This window comes from Arthrobacter sp. SDR-2R, from assembly GCF_057747955.1.
In genome coordinates, this window is the sequence record NZ_CM173231.1 from 3,604,928 (window position 1) to 3,626,653 (window position 21,726).

Here is a 21,726-nt window from a genome sequence, read left to right on the forward strand (position 1 = left end):
CAAAAAACTCGACGTACTCGTCAGGGACTAGCGTAGTCGAGAGTGGTCCGGGTTACTCAAACCGGCCGGGGCCGTGACGTCATGATGGCGCGTGGCCGCCTTGGTAACGGCGGACCGCGGCACGGAGGGCACGCTCAGCGTCCATGCCGTTGTCACGGGCGGAACGCACGACGGCGAGCAGCAGGTTTCCGAGTTCCTCCTCGCTTTGAGGGACGGCAGCGCCGTCGGGAAGCCCGAGGCCCGCGCGGGCGGCACGGTCCAGCGACTTTTGGGCCTTGGCCAGCGCCGGGAGGGCCTCCGGGATGCCCTCAAAGGCGCTGGGCCGCTCCGGGCGTTCGGCCCGCTTGACCTCGTCCCACTTCTGCTCGATCTCCTCAACGGTGGCCGGGAAGCTCTCCTGCAGGGAACCGTCAGGTTGGAACACGTGCGGGTTCCGGCGGATCATTTTGGCAGCCAGGCCGCGCGCCACGTCGTCGAACTTGAACGCACCGCGTTCCTCGGCCAGCCGGGCGTGCAGCACCACCTGGAGCAGGACGTCGCCCAGCTCGCCCTGGAGTTCGGCGTCGGGGTGGCCCTCCTCGATGGTTTCGGCCACCTCGTACGCCTCCTCCAGGAGGTACTCCACCAGCGAGGCGTGTGTCAGGGCGCCCATCCAGGGACAGTGCTCACGCAGCTGCCCTATGACAGTGACGAGCCTCCCGACGGGCGCCTGGTCAGCCAAGGTTGGCGTAGGCGTCGTTGATGTATTCCACCAGCGCTTCCTTTTCCTCCAGGGGCAGGAAGGACGCTTCGGCGGCATTGAGGGTCAGCTCCAGCAGGTCGTCGAGGTCGTAGTCGAAGGTTTCCACCAGCAGGTTGAACTCGTCGGTCAGGGTGACGCCGCTCATCAGGCGGTTGTCCGTGTTGATGGTGACGTTGAAGCCCAGCTGGTAGAGCATGTCCAGCGGGTGGCTCTCGATGCCCTCACCGAATTCTGCAATCGCGCCGGTCTGGAGGTTTGAGGACGGGCAGATTTCCAGGGCGATGCCGCGGTCGCGGATCCAGCTGGAGAGGTCCCCGAGGGTGACCAGGCCAACAGTGTCCCCGGCTTCCCCGTCGTCGTCGAATTCCACCATGATGTCCTCGGCGATCCGGACGCCGTGGCCCAGGCGGAGGGCGCGGCCGTCCACCAGCGCGGACTGGATGCTCTCCAGCCCGGCCGCCTCGCCGGCGTGAACCGTGGCAGGGAAATTGTGCTGGGCCAGGTAGGTGAAGGCGTCCCTGAAGCGGCTGGGCAGGAAGCCGTCCTCGGCCCCGGCGATGTCAAAACCCACTGCGCCCTTGTTGCGGTGGCGGACGGCCAGTTCGGCGATCTCCTGGCCACGGTCGGCGTGCCGCATGGCGGTGATCAGCTGGCCCACCTGGATTTCGCGGCCACTTTCGGACACGGCTTCGACGCCGGCCTCCAGGCCATCCTGAACCGCTTCCACGGCTTCATCAAGGCTCAGGCCCTTCTGGAGGTGCTGCTCGGGGGCCCAACGCACTTCGCCGTACACCACGCCGTCGTCGGCGAGGTCCTCAACGAACTCCTTCGCGACGCGGAACAGACCGTCGTAGGTCTGCATCACGGCAACGGTGTGGTCGAACGTCTCCAGGTAGCGGACCAGGGATCCGGAATCCGCTGACTCCCGGAACCACTGCCCCAGGGCCACCGGGTCGGTCGAGGGGAGTGTGTGGCCTACGGCCTCCGCCAGTTCGATGATGGTGGCCGGACGGAGTCCTCCGTCCAGGTGGTCGTGAAGGGAAACCTTGGGCAGGCTCTTCAGGTCAAAATCGATGGCAGGGGCAGCGTCAACAATAGGCTCAGTCACGTTCCCACCTTAGGGTGGGCCAGAGTTCAAAGCCAGCCGTTCAAAGCCCGGCGCTATTTGGCCGCGGGACCGGCCTCTGCCGACGGCATTACAAGGGCCTGGGTGCCGGGTCGTCCCTCGTGGCCGGAGCCGGAGGTTTCATCGCTCCACCCGTCCGCGTCAGGTGCGTCGTTCCGGCCCAGCCGTTTGTGCCACCAGCGCAGCAGGTGGTCAATGACGATGCCCAGGACAATCGCGAACACGACGGCGATACCTGCGCTCAGCAGGGGGTTGTGGTGCAGCCAGGGGAACGAGCTGGCCAGCACGCCGATACCAAGGGAGTAGCCCACCCAGGTGACGCAGGCGAAGGCGTCGAAGACGAAGAACCTGCGGTGCGAGAAGCCGGTGCTGCCGGCGACGTAGTTGACCGCCACCCGGCCCCAGGGGATGTAGCGGGCGGTGAAGATCAGTACGGCACCCCGCTTTTCAAGCTCATACCGCGCCCAGGCGAAGACCTTCCGGACTTTGGGCCGGCGCATCCACCCCCACCGGTCCAGGCCAATCTTCCGGCCGAGCATATAGGCCATGTTGTCGCCGCAGATGGCGCCGACCAGGGCCGTCAGGCCCAGGATCCAAAGATTGGGCTCGCCGCTGTGACGGGAAAAAGCCGCCAGCGCAACGATCAGCGTCTCACTGGGGACCACCATGGCGAAGCCGTCCACGAAGAAGAACACCAACAGGACGGGGTAAATCCACCATTGGCCCGCTGCATGGAGCACGGCCTCATTAATAAACTCCACGCGGTGTTGCTCCTGTATAAAAAATGACACAGCCAAAGTGCCGCAGCCAAAGCGGAAATCGTTCCTAAGTGTCCCATGCGGGAGCCGCAATGCGCTACGCCCCGAAGCCCGGAATTACAGGTTAAACGCGCTGGTCAGGCACCGGGTTCCCGGATCCGCTCCACGACGTTGGGTTTGCCCCGGAATTTGTTGATTACCAGGTCCACCACAATGCCCAGGGCTACGGCGCACACGATGGCGATTGCCGCGCCCAGGAGGTGGTTGTCCTCGAACCACTGGCCGAAGAAAAGCCCGATCGCCACCGAGTAGCCGGCCCAGAGGCTGGCCGACAGGATGGTCAGGCCCACGAACCGAAGATGCGGGTAGTGGGTGACGCCGGCGGTCAGGTTGACCGCCACCCGCCCGATAGGGACAAAGCGGGCCACCAGGATCAGCGAGGCGGGACGCTTCCGCAGTTCGCGGCCCGCCCAGCGGAACGCGCTTTGCATCCGCGGGCCGCGCATCCAGGCCCAGCGCCCGGTGCCCACCCGCCGGCCCAGGAGGTAGGCGATGTTGTCACCGGAGAAGGCACCGGCGGCCGCCACCAGGGCCAGGAGCAGCGGGTTGGGCACATCGGCGGTGGCGGCGACGGCTGCAAGGCCCACCACCACGGATTCGCTGGGGACGGGCGGGAAGAAGCCGTCAATGATGCAGCAGGCCAGCACCAGTACCAGCACCCAGGGCTGCCCGGCTGCGGCGAGGATGAAGTCATTGATGGCCTGCATTGGTGCCTATGCTATGCGGTCGATGATGAGCTGCTGGGCAGGCCGCGAACCTTCCGGAGCGATGACCACGGCATGTTCAAGGGCTTCCCTGGCCCGCGCGAACCGCTCAGGGGTGTCCGTGAGCAGGGTCATCAGGGGTTCCCCGGCGCGCACTGTGGCGCCGGGCTTTGCGTGCATGCGCACTCCCGCCCCCGCCTGGACCGCGTCCTCCTTGCGGGCACGTCCGGCGCCCAACCGCCAGGCGGCCACCCCTACGGCGAGTGCATCCAGTTCCACCAGCACACCGTCCGCCGGAGCGTAAACGACGTCGGATTCCCTGGCCACCGGCAGGCCGGCCCGGGGGTCGCCTCCCTGGGCGGCGATCATCCGGTTCCAGATGTCCATGGCCCGGCCGTCCTTGAGGGCAGCAGCGGGGTCGGCGTCATGCACTCCTGCGCAGGCGAGCATTTCCTCGGCGAGCCGGACGGTCAGTTCCACAACGTCATCGGGACCGCCGCCCGCCAGCACCTCCACTGATTCCTCCACCTCGATGGCGTTGCCGGCGGTGAGCCCCAGCGGGGTGTTCATGTTGGTCAGCAGCGCCACCGTGTTGACCCCCGCATCCTTGCCCAGCGCCACCATGGTCCCGGCGAGTTCGCGGGCTTTGGCCTCGTCTTTCATGAACGCGCCGCTGCCCACCTTAACGTCCAGGACCAGCGAGCCGGTGCCCTCGGCGATCTTCTTGCTCATGATGGACGACGCGATCAGCGGGATGGCCTCCACGGTGCCGGTCACGTCGCGCAGGGCGTAAAGCTTCTTGTCCGCCGGCGCCAGGCCCGCTCCGGCGGCGCAGATCACAGCCCCCACGTCCTGGAGCTGGGCCAGGATCTCGTCATTGGAGAGGTTGGCCCGCCACCCGGGAATGGATTCCAGCTTGTCCAGGGTTCCGCCGGTGTGCCCCAGCCCACGGCCTGACAGCTGCGGAACGGCCACGCCGAACACTGCGACGAGCGGGGCCAGCGGCAGGGTGATCTTGTCCCCCACACCGCCCGTTGAATGCTTGTCCGTGGTGTACTTCAGGCCGCCATCGGGGCGCCGGAGGCTGGAGAAATCCATCCGTTCGCCGGAGGCAATCATTGCGGCGGTCCACCGGGCAATTTCGGCGCGGTCCATGCCGTTGAGCAGGATGGCCATGTTCAGGGCTGCCATCTGTTCATCCGCGATCGCTCCGCGGGTGTAGGCATCGATGGTCCAGTCGATCTGTTCGGGGCTCAGCGTTCCCTTGTCCCGCTTGGTGCGGATGATGTCAACGGCGTCGAACGCCTCAGTCCTGCTCTCGTTCACCGGGTCTCCTCCAGGTGTTCGGGACCAAAGGCGTCGGGCAGCACCTGGTCCATGGTTTTGATGCCCTGGGCAGTCATGAGCTGCATATCCGGGGCGCGGAATTCGTACAACAGCTGCCGGCACCGGCCGCAGGGCATGAGGATGTTCCCCGCCCCGTCAACGCAGTAGAACGCTCGGAGCAGGCCTCCGCCGGTCATGTGCAGGTTTCCCACCAGGGCGCATTCCGCGCAGAGCGTCAGCCCGTAGCTGGCGTTCTCCACGTTGCAGCCGCTGACAATCCGGCCATCCCCGGTCAGGGCCGCGGCTCCCACCGGGAACTTCGAGTACGGGGCGTAGGCGTTCTTCATGGCGGCGACTGCGGCCGCCTCCAGGGCGGCCCAGTCCACCGGCTGCGTGCCGGCCATGGCCGTCATCCCTTGACGTAGGGGATGCCGCTGGCGGCCGGGCCCCTGGATTTGCCTACCAGGCCGGCGACGGCGAGGACGGTCACCAGGTAGGGCAGCATGGCCATGAACTGGCTGGGCACCGGGGTGCCGATGATGGTCACGATGCTCTGCAGGTTGTCGGCGAAACCGAACAGGAGTGCCGCGAAGAAGGCGCCCACCGGGTTCCAGCGGCCAAAGATGAGGGCGGCCAGCGCGATGAAGCCGCGGCCGCCGGAAATCTCCTTGGTGAAGCTGTCGATCGCTACCAGGGTGAAGAAGGAGCCGCCAATTCCGGCGACGGCACCGCCCAGGGTCACGTTCCAGAACCGCGTGGCGTTGACGTTGATGCCAAGGGTGTCTGCGGCCTGGGGGTGCTCCCCCACTGCCCGGACGCGCAGGCCCCACCTGGTCTTGAACAGGCCTACCCAAACCACCGCGACGGCCACATACATGAGGTAGCCCACCAGCGACTGCCGGAACAGGATGGGGCCGATGATGGGGATGCTGGAGAGGATGGGGATGTCGATGACGTCCAGCCCCGGCGGTGAGTTGAACTGGGCTTTGTTGGCCTGCATCACGGTGCTGAAGAGGAAGCCCGTCACCCCTGAGACCAGGACGTTGAGGACGACGCCAACGATGATCTGGTTCACCAGGTACTTGATGCTGAACAGCGCCAGCACCATGGACACGACCGCCCCGGCAATGGCCGCGGCCAGCAGCCCGATGAAGGCGTTCTTTGTCATGCTGGCAACGATGGCTGCGGTGAATGCACCGCCCAGGAGCTGTCCTTCAATGGCGATGTTGACCACGCCCACCCGCTCGCACAGGACACCGGACAATGAACCGAACACGAGCGGAACCGCAAGCGTGACGGACCCGGCGATGAGCCCCGCCAGCGAGATGGCGGGGGTGCGGGCCCCGCCCACCACCCAAATAAGGAAGGCCGCCACGAAGATCACGATGAAGGTGACCGCCAACCAGCCCGGAGCCGGCTGGTTCTTGGTCTTCAGGTAGACGGCGTACCCTGCCAGCGCCATGAGCACTACTGACAGTACGATGCCGCCGGCAAACGCATTGATCTCCAATGCAGGCAGCTGGAAGAAGTCGCCGCCGGTGGAGATGCCAAAGCTGGCCGTCTGGCTGGGCGCCAGGAATCCGAAGAACACCAGGGAGACCAGGGCGAAGACAGCGAGCAGGACGGGAGTCTTCCAGCTGACGGGTTTGCCGGCCGGCGCTGCGGAAGGGGCGTCCGCCTTGGGCCCTCCGGGCTGGGGTTTGCCCGGCCTGGACGATGAAACTGTTGTGCTCATGCGGCACCTCCGGTAGTGGCTGCCTGCCCGGACTTGGCTGCGCGCGCGGGCTTCCTGCGCCGCGGGTTCAGTCCAAAGACGGCCCGCACCAGCGGCGGCGCGGCAATGAAAAGGACAATCAGGGACTGGACCACCAGGACGATGTCGATGGGGGTGCCGGTCTGGATCTGCATCTGGACCGCCCCGGCGCGGAAGGCGCCGAACAGCAGGCCGGCAGCGAAGGTGCCCCACGGCGTCGAACGTCCCAGCAAGGCGACCGTGATGGCGTCAAAGCCGTACGTGGCGGCGACTCCGTCCGTGAGCACCTTCTCCGTGCCCGCGACCTGGGCCACGCCTGACATGCCTGCGAGCCCGCCGGCGATGGCCATGACCAGGATGGTGGAGCGGGAGACGTTGATGCCGGCGGTCTGGGCTGCCTTGGGGTTGGCGCCCACGGCACGGAACTCGAAGCCCACCGTGGACCGGTTGAGGAGCCACCACACCAGGACTGTGGCCGCGATGGCCAGAATGAAGCCCAGGTGCAGACGGTACTGGCTGCCCAGGATCTGGGGGTAGACAGCGCTGGGATCCAGGATGGGCGAAATGGGATTCGACTCCCCCGGCCGCTGGAACGCCGGGGTATTCAGCAGGTAGCGCAGGAAGTACAGCGCGATGTAGTTGAACATAATGGTCAGGATGACTTCGTGGGCTCCGGTGCGGGCCTTCAGCAGGCCGGCGAGGCCGCCCCAGAGGGCGCCGCCAATGATGCCGGCCACCAGCACCAGCAGCAGGTGCAGGCCGAACGGCAGGTGCAGGGCGAAGCCCACCCAGGCCGCCAGGATGCCGGCCACGATGATCTGCCCCTGGGCGCCGATGTTGAAGAGCCCGGCCCGGAACGCCAGCGCCACGCCCAGGCCGGCCGTGATGAGCGGCGTGGCGATGGTGAGGGTCTCCATGAAGGGTGCGAACTGTGCGGCCAGCCCATTGCCGCGGGGGTTGAACACCGAGCCTTGGAACAGCGCTATGTAGGAGCGCGTGGCAGCATTCCATACGGCCGTCAGCATGTCGGTGGGCCGGGCGAAGAAGTAGCCGGCGGTGGTGGCCACCTGCTTGTCGGTGCTCGCGATGAGCAGGCCGCCAATGATCAGCGCCAGCAGCACTGCCAGCACGGACACCATGCCGCTTCCGGTGAAGATCCTGCGCAGGACGGTGTCGGAGCCGCCGGGAAGCAGTCCGCTTTGGGCCGTGGCTGGAACAGCCGAGGGCTGCATCGCCCCGCCGGCGGTGTCGACGGCCACTACTGCGGCCGTTTCCTCCGCAGCATCCTGGCCGGCGGCAGACCCGGCGCCGGGCTGTTCGTTGTCGACGTGCCGGCTTTCGTCTGCGTGTTTGGGGGAAGGCTGGTCAGGCATGGTCGGCTCCCTCGGCGTTGGAGGTGGCGGCCGGGGTGCCGGCCTGCGGGGTGTGTGCGTGTTCTTCCGGCGGGATGCCAGCCATCATGAGGCCAAGGACGTCCCGGCTGGTTCCGGCGGGGACAGTGCCCACCAGCTTGCCTTTGTAGAGCACCGCAATGCGGTCCGCCAGTTCCATGACTTCGTCCAGTTCGGTGGAAATGATCATCACCGGGGTCCCTTGGTCACGCTCCGCGACAATCCGCCGGTGCAGGAACTCGATGGAACCCACGTCCACGCCGCGGGTGGGCTGGGAGGCGATGAACAGGCGCAGTGGACGGGAAAGTTCGCGGGCCATCACAAGTTTTTGCTGGTTGCCGCCGGACAGGGTCCCGGCGGCGGCTGCGGCGGAGGGTGTGCGGACATCGAATTCGCCGATGCGCGCCTTGGCATTCTCCATGATTTTCGCAGGGCTCATGCTGATCCCCTTGGCGAAGGGCGGCTTGTCATAAAGATCAAGGATCAGGTTCTCCGCCACGGAGAAGGTGCCCACCAGCCCGTCCACCTTGCGGTCTTCGGGAACGAACCCGACGCCGGCCTGCAGGACTTCCTTGACGGACCGGCCCACGAGCTCCTTGCCGTCCAGGACAATGGAACCGGTGACCCGCTCCTGCAGGCCCAGGATCGCTTCGGTGAGTTCGGTTTGCCCGTTGCCCTGGACGCCGGCAACGGCCAGGATCTCGCCGCGCTTGATGTGGAAGCTGAGATGGTCCACGACGTGCTGGCCGTTGGGCGCGATGACGGTGAGGTCGCGGACTTCGAAGGTGGTGTCCTTGGGCTGGGCCGGAGCCTTGTCCAGGGTCAGGCTTACGGCACGGCCCACCATCATCGAGGCAAGTTCGGTGGTGGAGGCGGCGGGATCGGCCGTGCCCACTACCTTGCCCCGCCGGATCACGGTGATGGTGTCCGAGACTTCCTTGACCTCGCGCAGCTTGTGCGAAATGAAGACGATGGAGGTTCCGCGCGACTTCAGCTGGCGCATGATATCCAGGAGCTCGTCGGTCTCCTGCGGAGTCAGCACGGCGGTGGGCTCATCCAGGATCAGCACCTTGGCGTTGCGGACCAGTGCCTTGATGATCTCCACCCGTTGCTGCACGCCCACCGGCAGGTCCTCCACCAGGGCGTCCGGGTCCACATCGAAGCCGTATTGGTCCGAGATTTCCTTGATGCGCTGCCGGGTCTGGTCCAGGTTGAGGAACCCGGCCGCCTTGGTGGGTTCGGCGCCCAGCGCTACGTTCTCGGCCACGGTGAAGACCGGCACCAGCATGAAGTGCTGGTGCACCATGCCGATCCCTGCCGCCATTGCATCGCCCGGGCCCCGGAACGTGACGGGCTTGTCATCGATGAGGATTTCGCCTTCGGACGGCTCATACAGCCCGTAGAGCACATTCATCAGGGTGGATTTCCCCGCCCCGTTTTCACCAAGGAGGCAGTGGATCTGTCCCGGCTCAACCACCACGTCTATGTGGTCGTTGGCCAGGAGCGTGCCAAAACGTTTGGTGATCCCTCTGAGTTCAAGTTTCAAAACTCTGACCAATCTCGAAGCGTCCGGTGATCGACCGGACGGGATATATGGCTGCAGCACCAGCCTAGTGGCTGCAGTCCCGGGAGGAGCCGGCCGGGCGCTGTAAACGTTCGGCCAGCAAAAAGCGCCACCGGCCGGCCAGTGGGTGACGGACCGGCGGTGGCGCTTCCTGTGGTGGATCAGGCCTTGGGGCTGGCTGCGGACTCGACCTTCAGCTTGCCGTCGACGATGTCCTTCTTGATCTTCTCGAGGTCGGACTTCACGTCGGCGGGGACCTGGGAGTCGAGGTCGTGGAAGGGTGCCAGCTGCACGCCGTCGTTGGCAAGGGTGCCAACGTACGGGGTGTTGTTGAACTTGCCGTCCTTGTCCTCAGTGACAACGGTCTCCACGGCCTCGCCCATCTGCTTCATGACAGAGGAGAGCATGATGCCCTTGTAGTCCGGGGCGGTGAGGTAGCCGTCCGAGTCAACCCAGATCAGCTTGACGTCCTTGCCGGCAGCCTTGGCCTCGTTAAGCGCGGCTCCTGCGCCCTTGCCCACGGGACCGGCCACGGGCATGACGATGTCCGCACCCTGGTCCAGGAAGTTCTTGGTCAGCTGCTTGCCCACGTCCTGCTTTTCGAAGTCGCCGGTGAAGCTGCCGTCCTGGGCATCCTTGTTCCAGCCGAGCAGCTTGACGTTCTTGCCCTTCTGCTGGTTGTAGTACTTCACGCCGTCGGCGTAGCCGTCCATGAAGATGGTCACGGTGGGGATCTTGATGCCGCCGAAGGTGGCCACGGTGCCGGTCTTGGTGGTTCCTGCAGCCAGGTAGCCGGCGAGGAAGGCCGCCTGCGCGGTGTCGTAGATGATCGGCTTGACGTTGCTGATGGGCTTGTCGTAGCCAAAGTCGATGATGGCGAAGTGCTTGTCCGGGTTGGCGGTGGCCTGGGCCTTGGTGGCGTCGCCGAGCAGGAAGCCCACCGTGATGGTCAGGTTGCAGCCGGCCGTGACCATGGCCCGCAGGTTGGGTTCGAAGTCGTTATTGGTCTTCGACTCGATCTGGTTGACCTTGATGCCAAGGTCCTTCTCGGTCTTCTTCAGGCCCTCGTAGGAGGACTGGTTGAAGGACTGGTCGTCGAATCCACCGGAGTCCGACACGATGCAGCCCGTGTAGTCGCTGGCACCTGCGGATGAGGTGCTTCCGGCTTCGGGGGCTGCACCGCAGGCGGTGAGCACAAGCGCGGACGCACCGAGGGTGGCCACTCCGGCCATTGAACCGCGCTTGAAGCTGGCACGCAGTGATTTCTTCAATTTTCCTCCAGGGATGATGCGAGTGGCGCTACGGGCTGGAATTCAATGAGTGTCCGTTTCGGCGCTGAAATTCTGTTTTCACTGAAGGCACGCAGCACTGCGCCGGAGCGCACTGATGGCACTTACTTTAGTGGCCTGCGCCACGTCCCAATAGCACGCCAGGAGCCCATCCGGGAGATTGTTTACAAGTTGTTACCAAGCAGTAGGGACACCGCGGATGCGGTGTCCCTACTGCTTGTGCGTGATGGTGGCGGCTACAGCCGGACGAGCATTTTCCCGGTGTTTGCGCCGTCCAGGAGGTCCATGAAGGCCTGCGGCGCGTTCTCCAGTCCGTCAACGATGGTCTCGTCGTAGCGCACGGTCCCGTCCGCCAGCCAGCCGGCCATCTTCTCCGCAAACTCCGCCGCGTGCTGGCGCTGCCCGCCCACCAGGAAGCCCCGGAGGGTGAGCTGCTTCCCGATAGCCTGCATCAGGTTGTGGGGTGCAGGAGTGGGTTCGGTTGAGTTGTACTGCGCGATGGCGCCGCACATTGCCACCCGGCCGCCCACGTTGAGGACCGACAGGGCTGCCTCGAGGTGCTCGCCGCCCACGTTGTCGAAGTAGACGTCAATGCCGGCCGGGCCGGCCGCCTTTTCCAGTTGCCCGACAACGGGACCGTCATGGTAGTCGAACGCGGCGTCGAAACCGAGCTCCAGGAGCCGGGCCACCTTGGCGGGCGAGCCGGCCGAGCCGATGACCCGGGAGGCGCCCATGGCTTTGGCGATCTGTCCCACCAGCGAGCCCACGGCACCCGCCGCGCCCGAAACGAACACGGCGTCGCCCGGCTTGAATTCGGCAACCTTCAACAGACCGGTGTAGGCCGTCAGCCCGGTCATGCCCAGGGCACCCAGGAAAGCGGACGCCGGGGCCAGGTCAGTGCGGGCGGGGGTGGCAGAAGCGCCGTCGACCACCGCATACTCGCGCCAGCCAAGCGGATGCACGACGACGTCGCCCTCCTGGTGTGTGGACGACCGGGACGCCATCACCTCGCCCACCGCCCCGCCGTCGAGCGCCTTGCCCACGGCGAAGGGCGCCGAGTAGGACTTGACGTCATTCATCCTGCCCCGCATGTACGGGTCTACGGAGATGAAGAGGTTCCGCACCAGGATCTGGCCGTCTTTGAGTGCGGGCAGCGGAGACTCGGCAAGTTCGAAGTTCTCATTGGACGGGCGTCCCTCGGGACGCGAAGCCAACCGGATTTCGCGGGTGGTGGTTGCAAGGGCTGTGCTCATGCTGCGTACTCCAGGATCTTGAGGTCGACGTTGATGTTGCCGCGGGTGGCGTTGGAATAGGGGCAGACCTGGTGCGCCTTGGCCACAAGGTCTTCCGCCGTGGCGAGGTCCAGGGCGGGCAGGGCGATTTCCAGTTCGGCGGCCAGCCCGAAGCCGGCTCCGCCGTCCAGCTGCCCCAGGTGGATTTTCGCTGCCACTGCCGAGTCCGTCAGGTCAGCGCCTGCCTTGCGGCCGACCAGGCGCAGTGCGGAATGGAAGCAGGCGGCATACCCGGCGGCGAAAAGCTGTTCGGGGTTGGTGCCGTGGCCGCTGCCGCCGAGTTCGACCGGGCTGGCGAGATCCACTGCGAGCCTGCCGTCGTTGCTGCGTGCAGCGCCGTCGCGCCCTTCGCCCGAGGCCAGCGCCTCGGCGGTGTAGAGAGTCTTCACGAAAAAATCCGTCCTGTAGATGGGAGGTGCAGTATTCGGGTTCACAGCGATTCATGCAGGGCAGCCGTGAGCTTGCCCAGGGTGGTCCGCAGCTGTTCGAGTTCGTCCAGCGAAAGTCCTGCGGCATCGGCCAGCCGCTGCGGAATGGCGCTGGCCGCGCCGCTGAGGTTCCGCCCGGCATCCGTCAGGTGGATGGCGACGCGGCGTTCGTCCTCGCCGGACCGCCGCCGTTCCACCAGCCCCAGGGCTTCCAGGCGCTTAAGGAGCGGCGAGAGGGTGCCGGAGTCGAGGCCAAGTTCCCCGCCGAGTTCCTTCACGCCCCGGGGTTCGCTTTCCCACAGGACCAGCATCACCAGGTACTGCGGGTAGGTGAGCCCCAGTTGGTCCAGCACGGGCCGGTAGACGGCGGTGGCGGCACGGGAAGCTGAGTACAGGGCAAAACAAACTTGCCGGTCCAGGCGGGGTGCTTCGGTCATACAGAAACGATAGCCCACAATTAAGTTGTGCACAACTTACTGCAGGTGGGACAGCCCCTGTTGCGCCGCAGTCGGCATGCGAACGACGGCGGCAGGGCACCTTTCCGGCCGGGCTCTGCCAGGCGCGCCCCCAGGCCAAAGAGGTTACGGAAGCGGTGCCTGCTCGAGGTCCCGGATGGTCCGCAGCGCCGCTGCGGTGAGGACCCGGATGCCCAGGCCAAGGGCGCGCTCGTCCAGGATGTAATCGCCGCGGTGGAGGTCGTAGTCCTCACCGCCCGGCGTCTTGGTGCCCAGCCGCATCATGGCTCCCGGAAGTTCCGCCAGGAACCAGGCAAAATCCTCGCCGCCCATGGACTGCGGCGTCAGCACCACGGCGCTCTCGCCGATTTCGGCCCGGGCGGCAGCTTCGATGATGGCTGTCTCGTGTTCCGAGTTCACCACCGGCGGCACTCCTCTGGTGTGCTCCAGGTGGACGTCCACGCCGTACGGTGCGGCCACCTGGTGGACCACTTCGTCAAGGAGTTCGCCGGCAGCGTGCCAGGCGTCGCGGTCCAGGCAGCGCATGGTCCCGGCCATGTAGCCGCTGCCGGGAATCGCATTGGGTGCCGAGCCCGCGGTGATCTGGCCCCACACCACGGAGACGCCGCTGCGGACGTCCACCCGGCGGGACAGCACGGCCGGTACGTTCACGGCGATCTGGGCCAGCGCGAACACCAGGTCCTCGGTGAGGTGCGGGCGCGACGTGTGGCCGCCACGGCCGGAGAGTTCGATCCGGATGGTGTCCGAAGCCGAGGTAATGGCACCAATCCGCGTTCCCACCTTGCCCACCTCAATCCGGGGGTCGCAATGCAGGGCCAGGATCCGGGGGACGCCCTCCAGGACGCCCTGTTCGATGCAGGCGTGCGCGCCGCCGGGCATCGTTTCCTCGGCAGGCTGGAAGATGATCCGGACGGTGGCCCCGAGGGGTGCCTCCTGGTGCATCCGGTTCAATACCAGGGCGATGCCCAGCATGGTGGTGGTGTGCACGTCATGGCCACAGGCGTGCGTGACGCCGTGATTCTTCGACGCGAACGGTAGGCCCGTCTCCTCGATGATGGGCAGGGCGTCAATGTCGCCGCGCAGCGCCGTGGCGATGGGACCTTCACCCACGTCCACGGTCAGCCCGGTGCCTTCCAGGCGGCGGGGACTCAGGCCGGCGGCTTCGAGCCGCTCGGCAAGCTTGTCCGTGGTGCGGAACTCCTTGAAGGACAGCTCCGGGTGCGCATGCAGGTCCCGCCGGAATTCGATCAGTTCCGGCAAAAGCGGTTCGAGCCAGGGAGCCACCAGGGCGGTGGGCTCGGCTTCAGTAGTGTAGTTGCGCACTGTTTCACTCTAGCGAGGGTGCCGGCTTTAGTGCCCATTCACTGACGCCTCATTACATTCCGGAGACTGCCGGCACCGGTGGCGCCGGCAGGTTCCGGGTCAGAGGACGTCCGTGTCGCCGCTTGCCTTAAGTGCGTCGACGGCAGCCTTGACGCGCTGGGAATTGGCCATGGTGGTCACCAGCAAAGCGTCCGGGGTATCCACGATGACCACGTCCTGGATGCCGATCAGGGCGATCACGCGCTTGGTGTCGGTAACCACAACGCCGCTTGAGTTCTCGGTGAACACGCGGGCACCTTCGCCGAGGACGGTGACGTCGTCCACTTCCTTGGCACTGTTGAGGCGGCCAACGGAGGCGAAGTCGCCAACATCGTCCCAGCGGAAAGTTCCGGGAACGACGGCGACGTCCCCGGCTTCGGCGGCGGGCTCGGCCACTGCGTAGTCGATGGCGATCTTCGGCAGGGTGGGCCAGATGCGTGCCGTGACCTCGTCGCGCTGGGGGGTGTCCCACGCCCGGGCGATTTCCTGCAGCCCCTGGAACAGTTCGGGCTGGTTCGCCTCAAGGTGCTTGAGCATCAACGCCACCGGTGCCACGAACATGCCGGCGTTCCACACGTAGTCGCCACTGTCCACGTACTGCTGGGCCACCACTTCGTCCGGCTTTTCGACGAACTCCACCACGTCGTGGGCGCTGGGCGCGCCTTCAATGTGCAGGGCCTTGCCGGAGCGGATGTAGCCGAAGCCGGTGGACGGGTGCGTGGGCTTGATGCCGATGGTGACGATCTTGCCGGTGGCAGCGGTGTGGATGGCTTCGCGGACGGCCTGCTGGAACAGATCATCCGGGCTGATCACCTGGTCGGCTGCGAAGGAACCCATGATGGTGTCGGGATCGCGCTCGTGCAGGATCGCCGCCGCAAGGCCGATGGCGGCAGCGGAGTCCTTTGGCTCTGACTCGAGGACAAGGTCGGCGTCCTGCACCTCGGGCAGCTGGCGGCATACGGCGTCGCGGTGCGCCCGGCCGGTCACCACCAGCATTCGGTTGCCCGCCAAAGGGTGCAGCCGGTCATAGGTGGCGCGCAGCAACGTGCTGCCCGATCCCGTGAGATCGTGAAGGAACTTGGGAGCTGCTGCACGTGACAGGGGCCAGAGGCGGGTCCCCACTCCGCCTGCCGGAATCACCGCGATGAAGCGGTCAAGGGGTGAAGCCGGGCTTGTCACTTTGTCTGTACTCATCACGGCTACTTTAGCGGAACGGCCCCAACCGGCTCCTTTGGCGACACATCAGACCTGCGTTTTGCGGCGCCGTCGTACCCAAAAGCCTGCAGGGATGTGGCGTTCGTCTCATTTCCCCGGAAAATCCGCTCCAGTACTGGGCACCAAGAATCTCCGAAATTGAATAAGCTGTTAGCGGAGCCTAGATTTAGGCCTGAGCTACGAGTGCTCTCGCAGCAGGCGTTCCCCCGCATGGATCTCATGCCAGCGCCGCTGTGTTGCAGGGAGGTTTATCAGTGCCGACAAAACCAGCTGGCACCTTGTACCGCGGCCGTGAAGGCATGTGGTCCTGGGTAGGACACCGCATTACCGGTGTAGTGATCTTTTTCTTCTTGTTGGTCCACGTCCTGGACACCTCCTTGGTGCGTGTGTCACCGGAGGCCTACACCGCTGTGATCGGCGCCTACAAGAACCCCCTGATGGCGCTGGGCGAGACCGGCCTTGTTGCCGCGATCGTGTTCCATGCCTTCAACGGCCTGCGGATCATTGCGGTCGACTTCTGGAAGAAGGGCGCAAAGTACCAGCGGCAGATGCTGTGGGCAGTCCTGGCCCTTTGGGTCGTGACCATGGTCGCCTTCTCCATCCGCCACCTGTCCCTCGCCCTCGGAGGTCACTAAGCCATGACTGCAACGATCGAGAGCCCCCGCAGCGGGCGGATCGCCCCCCAGTACCGCCGCAGCAGCGGCTCACGGGGCAACTTCGAGATGATCGCCTGGCTGTTCATGCGTCTCTCCGGCGTAGTACTGGTGGTCCTCATCTTCGGCCACCTGTTCGTGAACCTCATGGTGGGCGAAGGCATCCACGCCATTGACTTCGGCTTCGTGGCCGGCAAGTGGGCAGACCCGTTCTGGCAGTTCTGGGACCTGGCCATGCTCTGGCTGGCAATGCTGCACGGCACCAACGGCGTCCGGACCATCATCAACGACTACGCAGAGAAGACGTCCACCCGCCGCTGGCTGAAGACCGTCCTCTACGCGGCCGCCGTAGTCATCATCCTCCTCGGCACGCTGGTCATCTTCACCTTCAACCCGTGCCCCGTGGTGAACGGCGTTGCCCTTCCGGGTGGATTCTGCCCTGCCTAGAACTGGCACAACCCCGGGCCCGCGGGCTTTTCCGCGGGCCCTGTTTTGCGGAGCAGGCAAAGCCGCCCCGTTGTTTTATAGCGAATTTTGAGAGAAAGAGCGTCTGGTATGCAGGTCCATAAGTACGACGTCGTCATCGTCGGTGCCGGTGGCGCTGGCATGCGCGCCGCGATCGAGTCCGGTCAGCGCGCGCGCACAGCAGTACTGACCAAGCTCTACCCCACCCGCTCGCACACAGGTGCGGCCCAGGGTGGCATGTGCGCAGCCCTTGCCAATGTCGAGGAAGACAACTGGGAATGGCACACGTTCGACACCGTCAAGGGCGGCGACTACCTGGTTGACCAGGACGCCGCGGAGGTCATGGCCAAGGAAGCCATCGACGCCGTGCTGGACCTGGAAAAGATGGGCCTGCCCTTCAACCGCACCCCCGAGGGCCGCATCGACCAACGGCGCTTCGGTGGCCACACCCGCGACCACGGCAAGGCTCCGGTCCGCCGTGCATGCTACGCCGCGGACCGCACCGGCCACATGATCCTGCAGACCCTGTACCAAAACTGCGTCAAGCACAACGTTGAGTTCTACAACGAGTACTACGTTTTGGACCTGCTGACGGTCGAAGAGGATGCTGTCCGCGAAGACGGGACGCCCTACAAGCAGAAGCGCGTGGCCGGCGTCGTCTCCTACGACCTCGCCTCCGGTGAACTGCACGTGTTCCAGGCCAAGTCCGTGGTGTTCGCCTCCGGTGGCGCCGGCAAGGTCTTCAAGACCACGTCCAACGCCCACACCCTGACCGGTGACGGCATGGGCATCGCCTTCCGCCGCGGCATCCCCCTGGAGGACATGGAGTTCTTCCAGTTCCACCCCACCGGCCTGGCCGGGCTGGGCATCCTGCTGTCCGAGGCCGCCCGCGGTGAAGGTGCCATCCTCCGCAACTCGGAGGGTGAGCGCTTCATGGAGCGCTACGCCCCCACCATCAAGGACCTGGCACCGCGCGACATCGTGGCCCGCTCCATGGCCAACGAAGTCCGCGAAGGCCGCGGCTGCGGCCCGAACAAGGACTACGTCCTCCTGGACCTGACCCACCTGGAGCCGGCGCACATCGATGCGAAGCTGCCGGACATCACCGAGTTCGCCCGCACCTACCTGGGCGTGGAACCGTACACCGAGCCGGTGCCCGTGTTCCCCACCGCGCACTACGCGATGGGGGGCATCCCCACGAACATCGAGACCGAAGTGCTCCAGGACAACGACACCGTGGTCCCCGGGCTCTACGCCGCCGGTGAGGTGGCCTGCGTGTCCGTCCACGGTTCCAACCGGCTTGGCACCAACTCGCTCCTGGACATCAACGTGTTCGGCAAGCGTGCCGGCATCGCTGCCGCGGAATACGCCAAGACCGCCCAGTTCGTGGAACTGCCGGAGAACCCGCTGGCCTACACCACCGAACTGCTGGACATTGCCCGCAACGGTACCGGCGACGAAAAGGTGGCGCAGATCCGCAAGGAACTGCAGGACACGATGGACGCCAACATGCAGGTGTTCCGTACGGCGGACACCCTGAACCAGGTGCTGCGCGACATCGCATCCTTCGAGGAGCGGTACAAGCGCATCAACGTCCAGGACAAGGGCAAGCGCTTCAACCTGGACCTGCTCGAGGCCGTTGAGCTCGGCTTCCTGCTGGAACTGGCCAAGGTCATGACCGTGGCCGCCCTGCACCGTGAGGAATCCCGCGGCGGACACTTCCGCGAGGACTTCCCCGAGCGTGACGACGAGAAATTCATGAAGCACTCCATGGCGTACAAGGATGACCATGCGCCGGCTGACGGATCGGCGGAGTCAATCGCCGGTATCCGCCTCGCCACCAAGCCGGTTGTCTTTACCCGCTACGAGCCGATGGTGAGGAAGTACTAAGATGACCGCTGAAATCGCTGAGCCAGCCTCAAAGGTTGAACTTCCTGCCGGCGTTGGCGGGGGCGGGGAAATCCCCACGTTCGACGTCCACATGCGGGTCCGCAGGTACAACCCGGAGGTTTCCGAGGAAGCCACCTGGGATGATTTCCACCTGACCATGTACGGCACGGACCGTGTCCTGGATGCCCTGCACAAGGTGAAGTGGGAGATGGACGGCACCCTGTCCTTCCGCCGCTCCTGCGCCCACGGTGTGTGCGGCTCTGACGCCATGCGCATCAACGGCCGCAACCGCCTTGCCTGCAAAACGCTGCTGAAGGACCTGGACACGTCCAAGCCCATCACCGTGGAGCCCATCAAGGGCCTGCCGGTGGAGAAGGACCTGATCGTGGACATGGAGCCCTTCTTCCAGTCGTACCGCGAAGTCATGCCCTTCCTGATCAACAAGGGCCACGAGCCCACCCGGGAACGCCTCCAGTCCGCGGAGGACCGGGAGCGCTTTGACGACACCACCAAGTGCATCCTCTGCGCCGCGTGCACGTCCTCCTGCCCCGTGTTCTGGACGGACGGGCAGTACTTCGGTCCCGCCGCGATCGTCAACGCACACCGCTTCATCTTCGATTCCCGTGATGATGCCGGCGACATGCGCCTGGAGATCCTCAACGACAAGGAAGGCGTGTGGCGCTGCCGCACCACCTTCAACTGCTCCGAGGCATGCCCCCGCGGCATCCAGGTCACGCAGGCCATTGCGGAAGTCAAGCAGGCCATCCTGGCCCGCAAGATCTAGGCACGTTCACCAACAGATATAACGGCCGACGGCGTCGCTCACCACACGTGGTGGGGGCGCCGTCGTCGTTTCAGCAGAAAGGGGTCCTCCTTGTCCCGCTCCGAAAAAGTGTCCTTTGCCGGTTCCACCGGCGAGATGCTGTCCGGCATCATTGACGTCCCGGAGGGCCCCGTCAAGGGCTGGGGTGTCTTCTCGCACGGTTTCACGCTGGGCAAGGACAGCCCCTCCGCAGCGCGGATGTGCAAGGCGCTGGCGGACAGCGGCATCGGCATGCTTCGTTTCGACAACCTGGGCCTGGGCGGCTCCGCCGGGGAATGGTCCGCGGGCTCCTTCAGTCACAAGGTGGCAGACACGGTGAAGGCCGCGGAGTTCATGCGCAGTCAGGGCAAGGAGATCTCCCTGCTGGTGGGCCACTCGTTCGGCGGCGCCGCGGTTCTTGCCGCAGCGCGGGAGATTCCGGAGCTCGACGCCGTTGCCACCGTGGGAGCGCCCTTTTCCCCCAAGCATGTGGCCCACGTTTTCGATGCCGCGCTGGACAGGATCCTGAGCGAGGGCAGCGCCGAAGTTGACCTCGGAGGCAAGCGGGTGGAGATCCGCCGGCACTTCGTGGAGGACCTGGAGAACGCGGACCTGACGGACTGCATCAAGCAGCTGCACAAGCCGCTGATGGTGCTGCACTCCCCCACCGACAACACCGTGGGGATCGAGAATGCCAGCACGATCTTCCAGACGGCCAGGCATCCGAGGAACTTCGTGTCCCTTGAGGGCAGCGACCACCTGCTCACCGGCAAGGGCCAGGCCGCACGGGCGGCCAGGATCATCGCCGCCTGGGCGGACCAGTACCTCGACGCCGCACCTGCCTGACCCTCCCCGGCCTGTTTGGCCGGCCCTACTTGCCGATAGCCGCCTTGCTCTCGCTGATCCACTGTTCGGCTGCCTTGTCCGGCGTGACCCGCTTGAAAAGGACGTCCGTGTTGATCCGGGCGGTGATCTCCGAGACGGCGGTTGAACCGGTGGGGCCGATGTACGTTGGGGCGAAATCCATCTTGCCGATCTGGTTGATGTACTCCGCCTCCACCTTGCCCTGAGGGGTGAGCATGTCCTGGATGGCGGCGCGCATGTCGGAGTTGCCAGGGATGCCCCGGTCGCTCTGGATGATCCTGGCCGCGGCCGGGTTGTTGACCAGGAAGTTCACGAGCTTGGCGGCAGCGTCCGTGTGCTTGCTGCGTGCGGAGATGGTGTAGAACTGCGAGGACTGCAGCCAGATCCCCGGGGTGGGCTTCTCCCCCGGTAGCTTGAGCAGTTTCAGGTCTGCGCCGGAGGCTTTGCTGAGGGCGGTCAGTGAATTGCTCCACGTGAGCATCATTGCGGCCTTGCCCATGCCCATGAGGGTCTGCTCAGTGCTGACATTGAGCTTCTCCACCGTCTCCGAAGCACTCGGAGCGGCACCGGATTCACTAAGCTTCAGCGAGTAGTGGAAGTAGTCCTGCACCGTTTGCTTGCCCAGTCCCAGCTGTCCGTCCTGGGTGTACAGGGATTCGCCGCGCTGGCGGGCGAAGGCGTCCAGGGAGTCATGGGTGAGCACGGTTGCAGTTCCGTAGGTGTCCTGGGGGCTGTTGGCGGTGATGTCACCGGCAATCCTGGCGAAGTCGTCCCAGCTCCAGCTGCTGTCATCTGGCAGCGGAACCCCTGCCGCCGCGAAGACGGCGGGATTGGCCACAATGGCCAGTGCGTTGGCGCCGGTGGAAACGCCGTACTGTTTGCCCTTGACCTGTCCGTTTTCCAGGGCGCCCTGGTCGATCCTTGACAGGTCCAGTGAGCCCTGCACCGTGGTCAGGTCCAGCAACGCGCCGCGGTTTGCGTATTCGGCGGGGTAGGCGCCCCCCATGGTGATGACATCCGGCGCGTCGTTGGCGGCCATCTGGGTTGCGAGCTTGTCGAAGTAGCCGCTGATGTCGCCATATTCCGGCTTGACCTTGATGTTGGGGTTGGCGGCCTCAAACTCGGCAATGGCCTTGTTGGTCAGCTCGGCCCGGCCGGCATTGCCCCACCAGGAAAAGCGGATCTCCACGGGCCCCTCCCCGGCCTTGTTGGACGACGGGCTGGAACAGCCGGCCGTCACGGCCAGAAGGGCTGCGGCTGAGAGGACGGCAAGGGATTTACGGATTGTTCCGGTAGCAGGGCGCGTCATTGGGCAAGCTTCTTCCTTGGTGAGAAGGGTGGGTGAGCGAGAGAAAGCGGTTTCGTGAAACGTATCAACGGCGGGCAAAGCCCGTCAATAGGATCCCGTCATGGTTTCCGTACCGGTTATCGACCTGGAGTTCTCGGCGCACGATTTCACATGGCGGCCCCTTGACAGCGCTGTGGAACCCGCCAAGGATGGAATCGCCAGAAACCGCTTTCTCCCCGGTGCCGCGTTTCCGGGGAGGCGCGCTGGCCATGCCCGGA

The 21,726-nt window shown here is 65.4% G+C and carries 21 protein-coding genes; 5 read left to right on the plus strand and 16 right to left on the minus strand.

Annotated elements, in window-relative coordinates; genetic code table 11:
- Positions 1 to 79: 79 nt before the first annotated feature.
- From AC3ANU_RS16590 to AC3ANU_RS16660, 15 genes are all read right to left on the minus strand, one after another.
- Entirely contained in the window at positions 80 to 652 is a 573-nt protein-coding gene (locus tag AC3ANU_RS16590) for a MazG nucleotide pyrophosphohydrolase domain-containing protein (RefSeq protein WP_018770200.1), read from the minus strand.
- A 61-nt stretch (positions 653 to 713) separates the two neighbouring features.
- On the minus strand, positions 714 to 1,850 hold the full coding sequence (locus AC3ANU_RS16595) for an adenosine deaminase (RefSeq protein ID WP_018770201.1): 1,137 nt from the start codon (positions 1,848 to 1,850) through the stop codon (positions 714 to 716).
- A gap of 53 nt (positions 1,851 to 1,903) precedes the next feature.
- A complete protein-coding gene (locus AC3ANU_RS16600; protein WP_018770202.1) occupies positions 1,904 to 2,629 on the minus strand; it encodes a DedA family protein in 726 nt (241 codons plus the stop codon).
- A 134-nt stretch (positions 2,630 to 2,763) separates the two neighbouring features.
- Entirely contained in the window at positions 2,764 to 3,393 is a 630-nt protein-coding gene (locus AC3ANU_RS16605; protein ID WP_018770203.1) for a DedA family protein, read from the minus strand.
- A 6-nt stretch (positions 3,394 to 3,399) separates the two neighbouring features.
- Positions 3,400 to 4,716: a thymidine phosphorylase gene (locus tag AC3ANU_RS16610; protein ID WP_478222149.1), complete on the minus strand. Its 1,317-nt coding sequence runs from the start codon at positions 4,714 to 4,716 to the stop codon at positions 3,400 to 3,402.
- Complete coding sequence (locus AC3ANU_RS16615; RefSeq protein WP_018770205.1) at positions 4,713 to 5,120, minus strand: cytidine deaminase; 408 nt, start codon at positions 5,118 to 5,120, stop codon at positions 4,713 to 4,715. The genes AC3ANU_RS16610 and AC3ANU_RS16615 overlap by 4 nt, the downstream gene beginning before the upstream one ends.
- A gap of 5 nt (positions 5,121 to 5,125) precedes the next feature.
- Positions 5,126 to 6,451, minus strand: a complete 1,326-nt coding sequence (locus AC3ANU_RS16620; RefSeq protein WP_018770206.1) for an ABC transporter permease — start codon at positions 6,449 to 6,451, stop codon at positions 5,126 to 5,128.
- On the minus strand, positions 6,448 to 7,842 hold the full coding sequence (locus AC3ANU_RS16625) for an ABC transporter permease (RefSeq protein WP_056393460.1): 1,395 nt from the start codon (positions 7,840 to 7,842) through the stop codon (positions 6,448 to 6,450). The genes AC3ANU_RS16620 and AC3ANU_RS16625 overlap by 4 nt, the downstream gene beginning before the upstream one ends.
- A complete protein-coding gene (locus AC3ANU_RS16630; RefSeq protein WP_018770208.1) occupies positions 7,835 to 9,406 on the minus strand; it encodes an ABC transporter ATP-binding protein in 1,572 nt (523 codons plus the stop codon). The genes AC3ANU_RS16625 and AC3ANU_RS16630 overlap by 8 nt, the downstream gene beginning before the upstream one ends.
- A 179-nt stretch (positions 9,407 to 9,585) precedes the next feature.
- Entirely contained in the window at positions 9,586 to 10,695 is a 1,110-nt protein-coding gene (locus AC3ANU_RS16635) for a BMP family lipoprotein (protein ID WP_018770209.1), read from the minus strand.
- 254 nt (positions 10,696 to 10,949) lie between these two features.
- Entirely contained in the window at positions 10,950 to 11,966 is a 1,017-nt protein-coding gene (locus AC3ANU_RS16640) for an NADP-dependent oxidoreductase (RefSeq protein WP_488314884.1), read from the minus strand.
- Positions 11,963 to 12,394: an organic hydroperoxide resistance protein gene (locus AC3ANU_RS16645; protein WP_134164562.1), complete on the minus strand. Its 432-nt coding sequence runs from the start codon at positions 12,392 to 12,394 to the stop codon at positions 11,963 to 11,965. Before AC3ANU_RS16645 ends, AC3ANU_RS16640 begins: the two co-directional genes overlap by 4 nt.
- Positions 12,395 to 12,435: 41 nt before the next feature.
- Complete coding sequence (locus tag AC3ANU_RS16650) at positions 12,436 to 12,870, minus strand: MarR family winged helix-turn-helix transcriptional regulator (protein ID WP_018770212.1); 435 nt, start codon at positions 12,868 to 12,870, stop codon at positions 12,436 to 12,438.
- Between the two features lie 144 nt (positions 12,871 to 13,014).
- Positions 13,015 to 14,232 carry an amidohydrolase gene (locus tag AC3ANU_RS16655; RefSeq protein WP_018770213.1) on the minus strand — a complete coding sequence of 406 codons (1,218 nt, stop codon included), beginning with the start codon at positions 14,230 to 14,232 and terminating at the stop codon, positions 13,015 to 13,017.
- 99 nt (positions 14,233 to 14,331) lie between these two features.
- Positions 14,332 to 15,465, minus strand: coding sequence for a mannose-1-phosphate guanylyltransferase (locus AC3ANU_RS16660; RefSeq protein ID WP_134164563.1), 1,134 nt, complete (start codon positions 15,463 to 15,465; stop codon positions 14,332 to 14,334).
- A 320-nt stretch (positions 15,466 to 15,785) separates the two neighbouring features.
- On the opposite strand from AC3ANU_RS16660, the gene sdhC reads away from it, so the two are divergent.
- The 5 genes from sdhC (at position 15,786) to AC3ANU_RS16685 (ending at position 20,142) form a co-directional block, all read left to right on the plus strand.
- Complete coding sequence (gene sdhC, locus AC3ANU_RS16665; RefSeq protein ID WP_026265921.1) at positions 15,786 to 16,121, plus strand: succinate dehydrogenase, cytochrome b556 subunit; 336 nt, start codon at positions 15,786 to 15,788, stop codon at positions 16,119 to 16,121.
- Positions 16,122 to 16,124: 3 nt separating this feature from the next.
- Positions 16,125 to 16,586, plus strand: coding sequence for a succinate dehydrogenase hydrophobic membrane anchor subunit (locus AC3ANU_RS16670; protein ID WP_018770216.1), 462 nt, complete (start codon positions 16,125 to 16,127; stop codon positions 16,584 to 16,586).
- A gap of 108 nt (positions 16,587 to 16,694) precedes the next feature.
- Positions 16,695 to 18,494 carry a succinate dehydrogenase flavoprotein subunit gene (gene sdhA / locus AC3ANU_RS16675; RefSeq protein ID WP_018770217.1) on the plus strand — a complete coding sequence of 600 codons (1,800 nt, stop codon included), beginning with the start codon at positions 16,695 to 16,697 and terminating at the stop codon, positions 18,492 to 18,494.
- A 1-nt stretch (position 18,495) separates the two neighbouring features.
- Positions 18,496 to 19,278 carry a succinate dehydrogenase iron-sulfur subunit gene (locus AC3ANU_RS16680; RefSeq protein ID WP_134164564.1) on the plus strand — a complete coding sequence of 261 codons (783 nt, stop codon included), beginning with the start codon at positions 18,496 to 18,498 and terminating at the stop codon, positions 19,276 to 19,278.
- 90 nt (positions 19,279 to 19,368) lie between these two features.
- Positions 19,369 to 20,142, plus strand: coding sequence for an alpha/beta hydrolase family protein (locus AC3ANU_RS16685; protein WP_018770219.1), 774 nt, complete (start codon positions 19,369 to 19,371; stop codon positions 20,140 to 20,142).
- Positions 20,143 to 20,167: 25 nt separating this feature from the next.
- On the opposite strand, the gene AC3ANU_RS16690 is transcribed toward AC3ANU_RS16685, so the two are convergent.
- Positions 20,168 to 21,469, minus strand: a complete 1,302-nt coding sequence (locus tag AC3ANU_RS16690; RefSeq protein WP_488314885.1) for an ABC transporter substrate-binding protein — start codon at positions 21,467 to 21,469, stop codon at positions 20,168 to 20,170.
- Positions 21,470 to 21,726 lie beyond the last annotated feature (257 nt).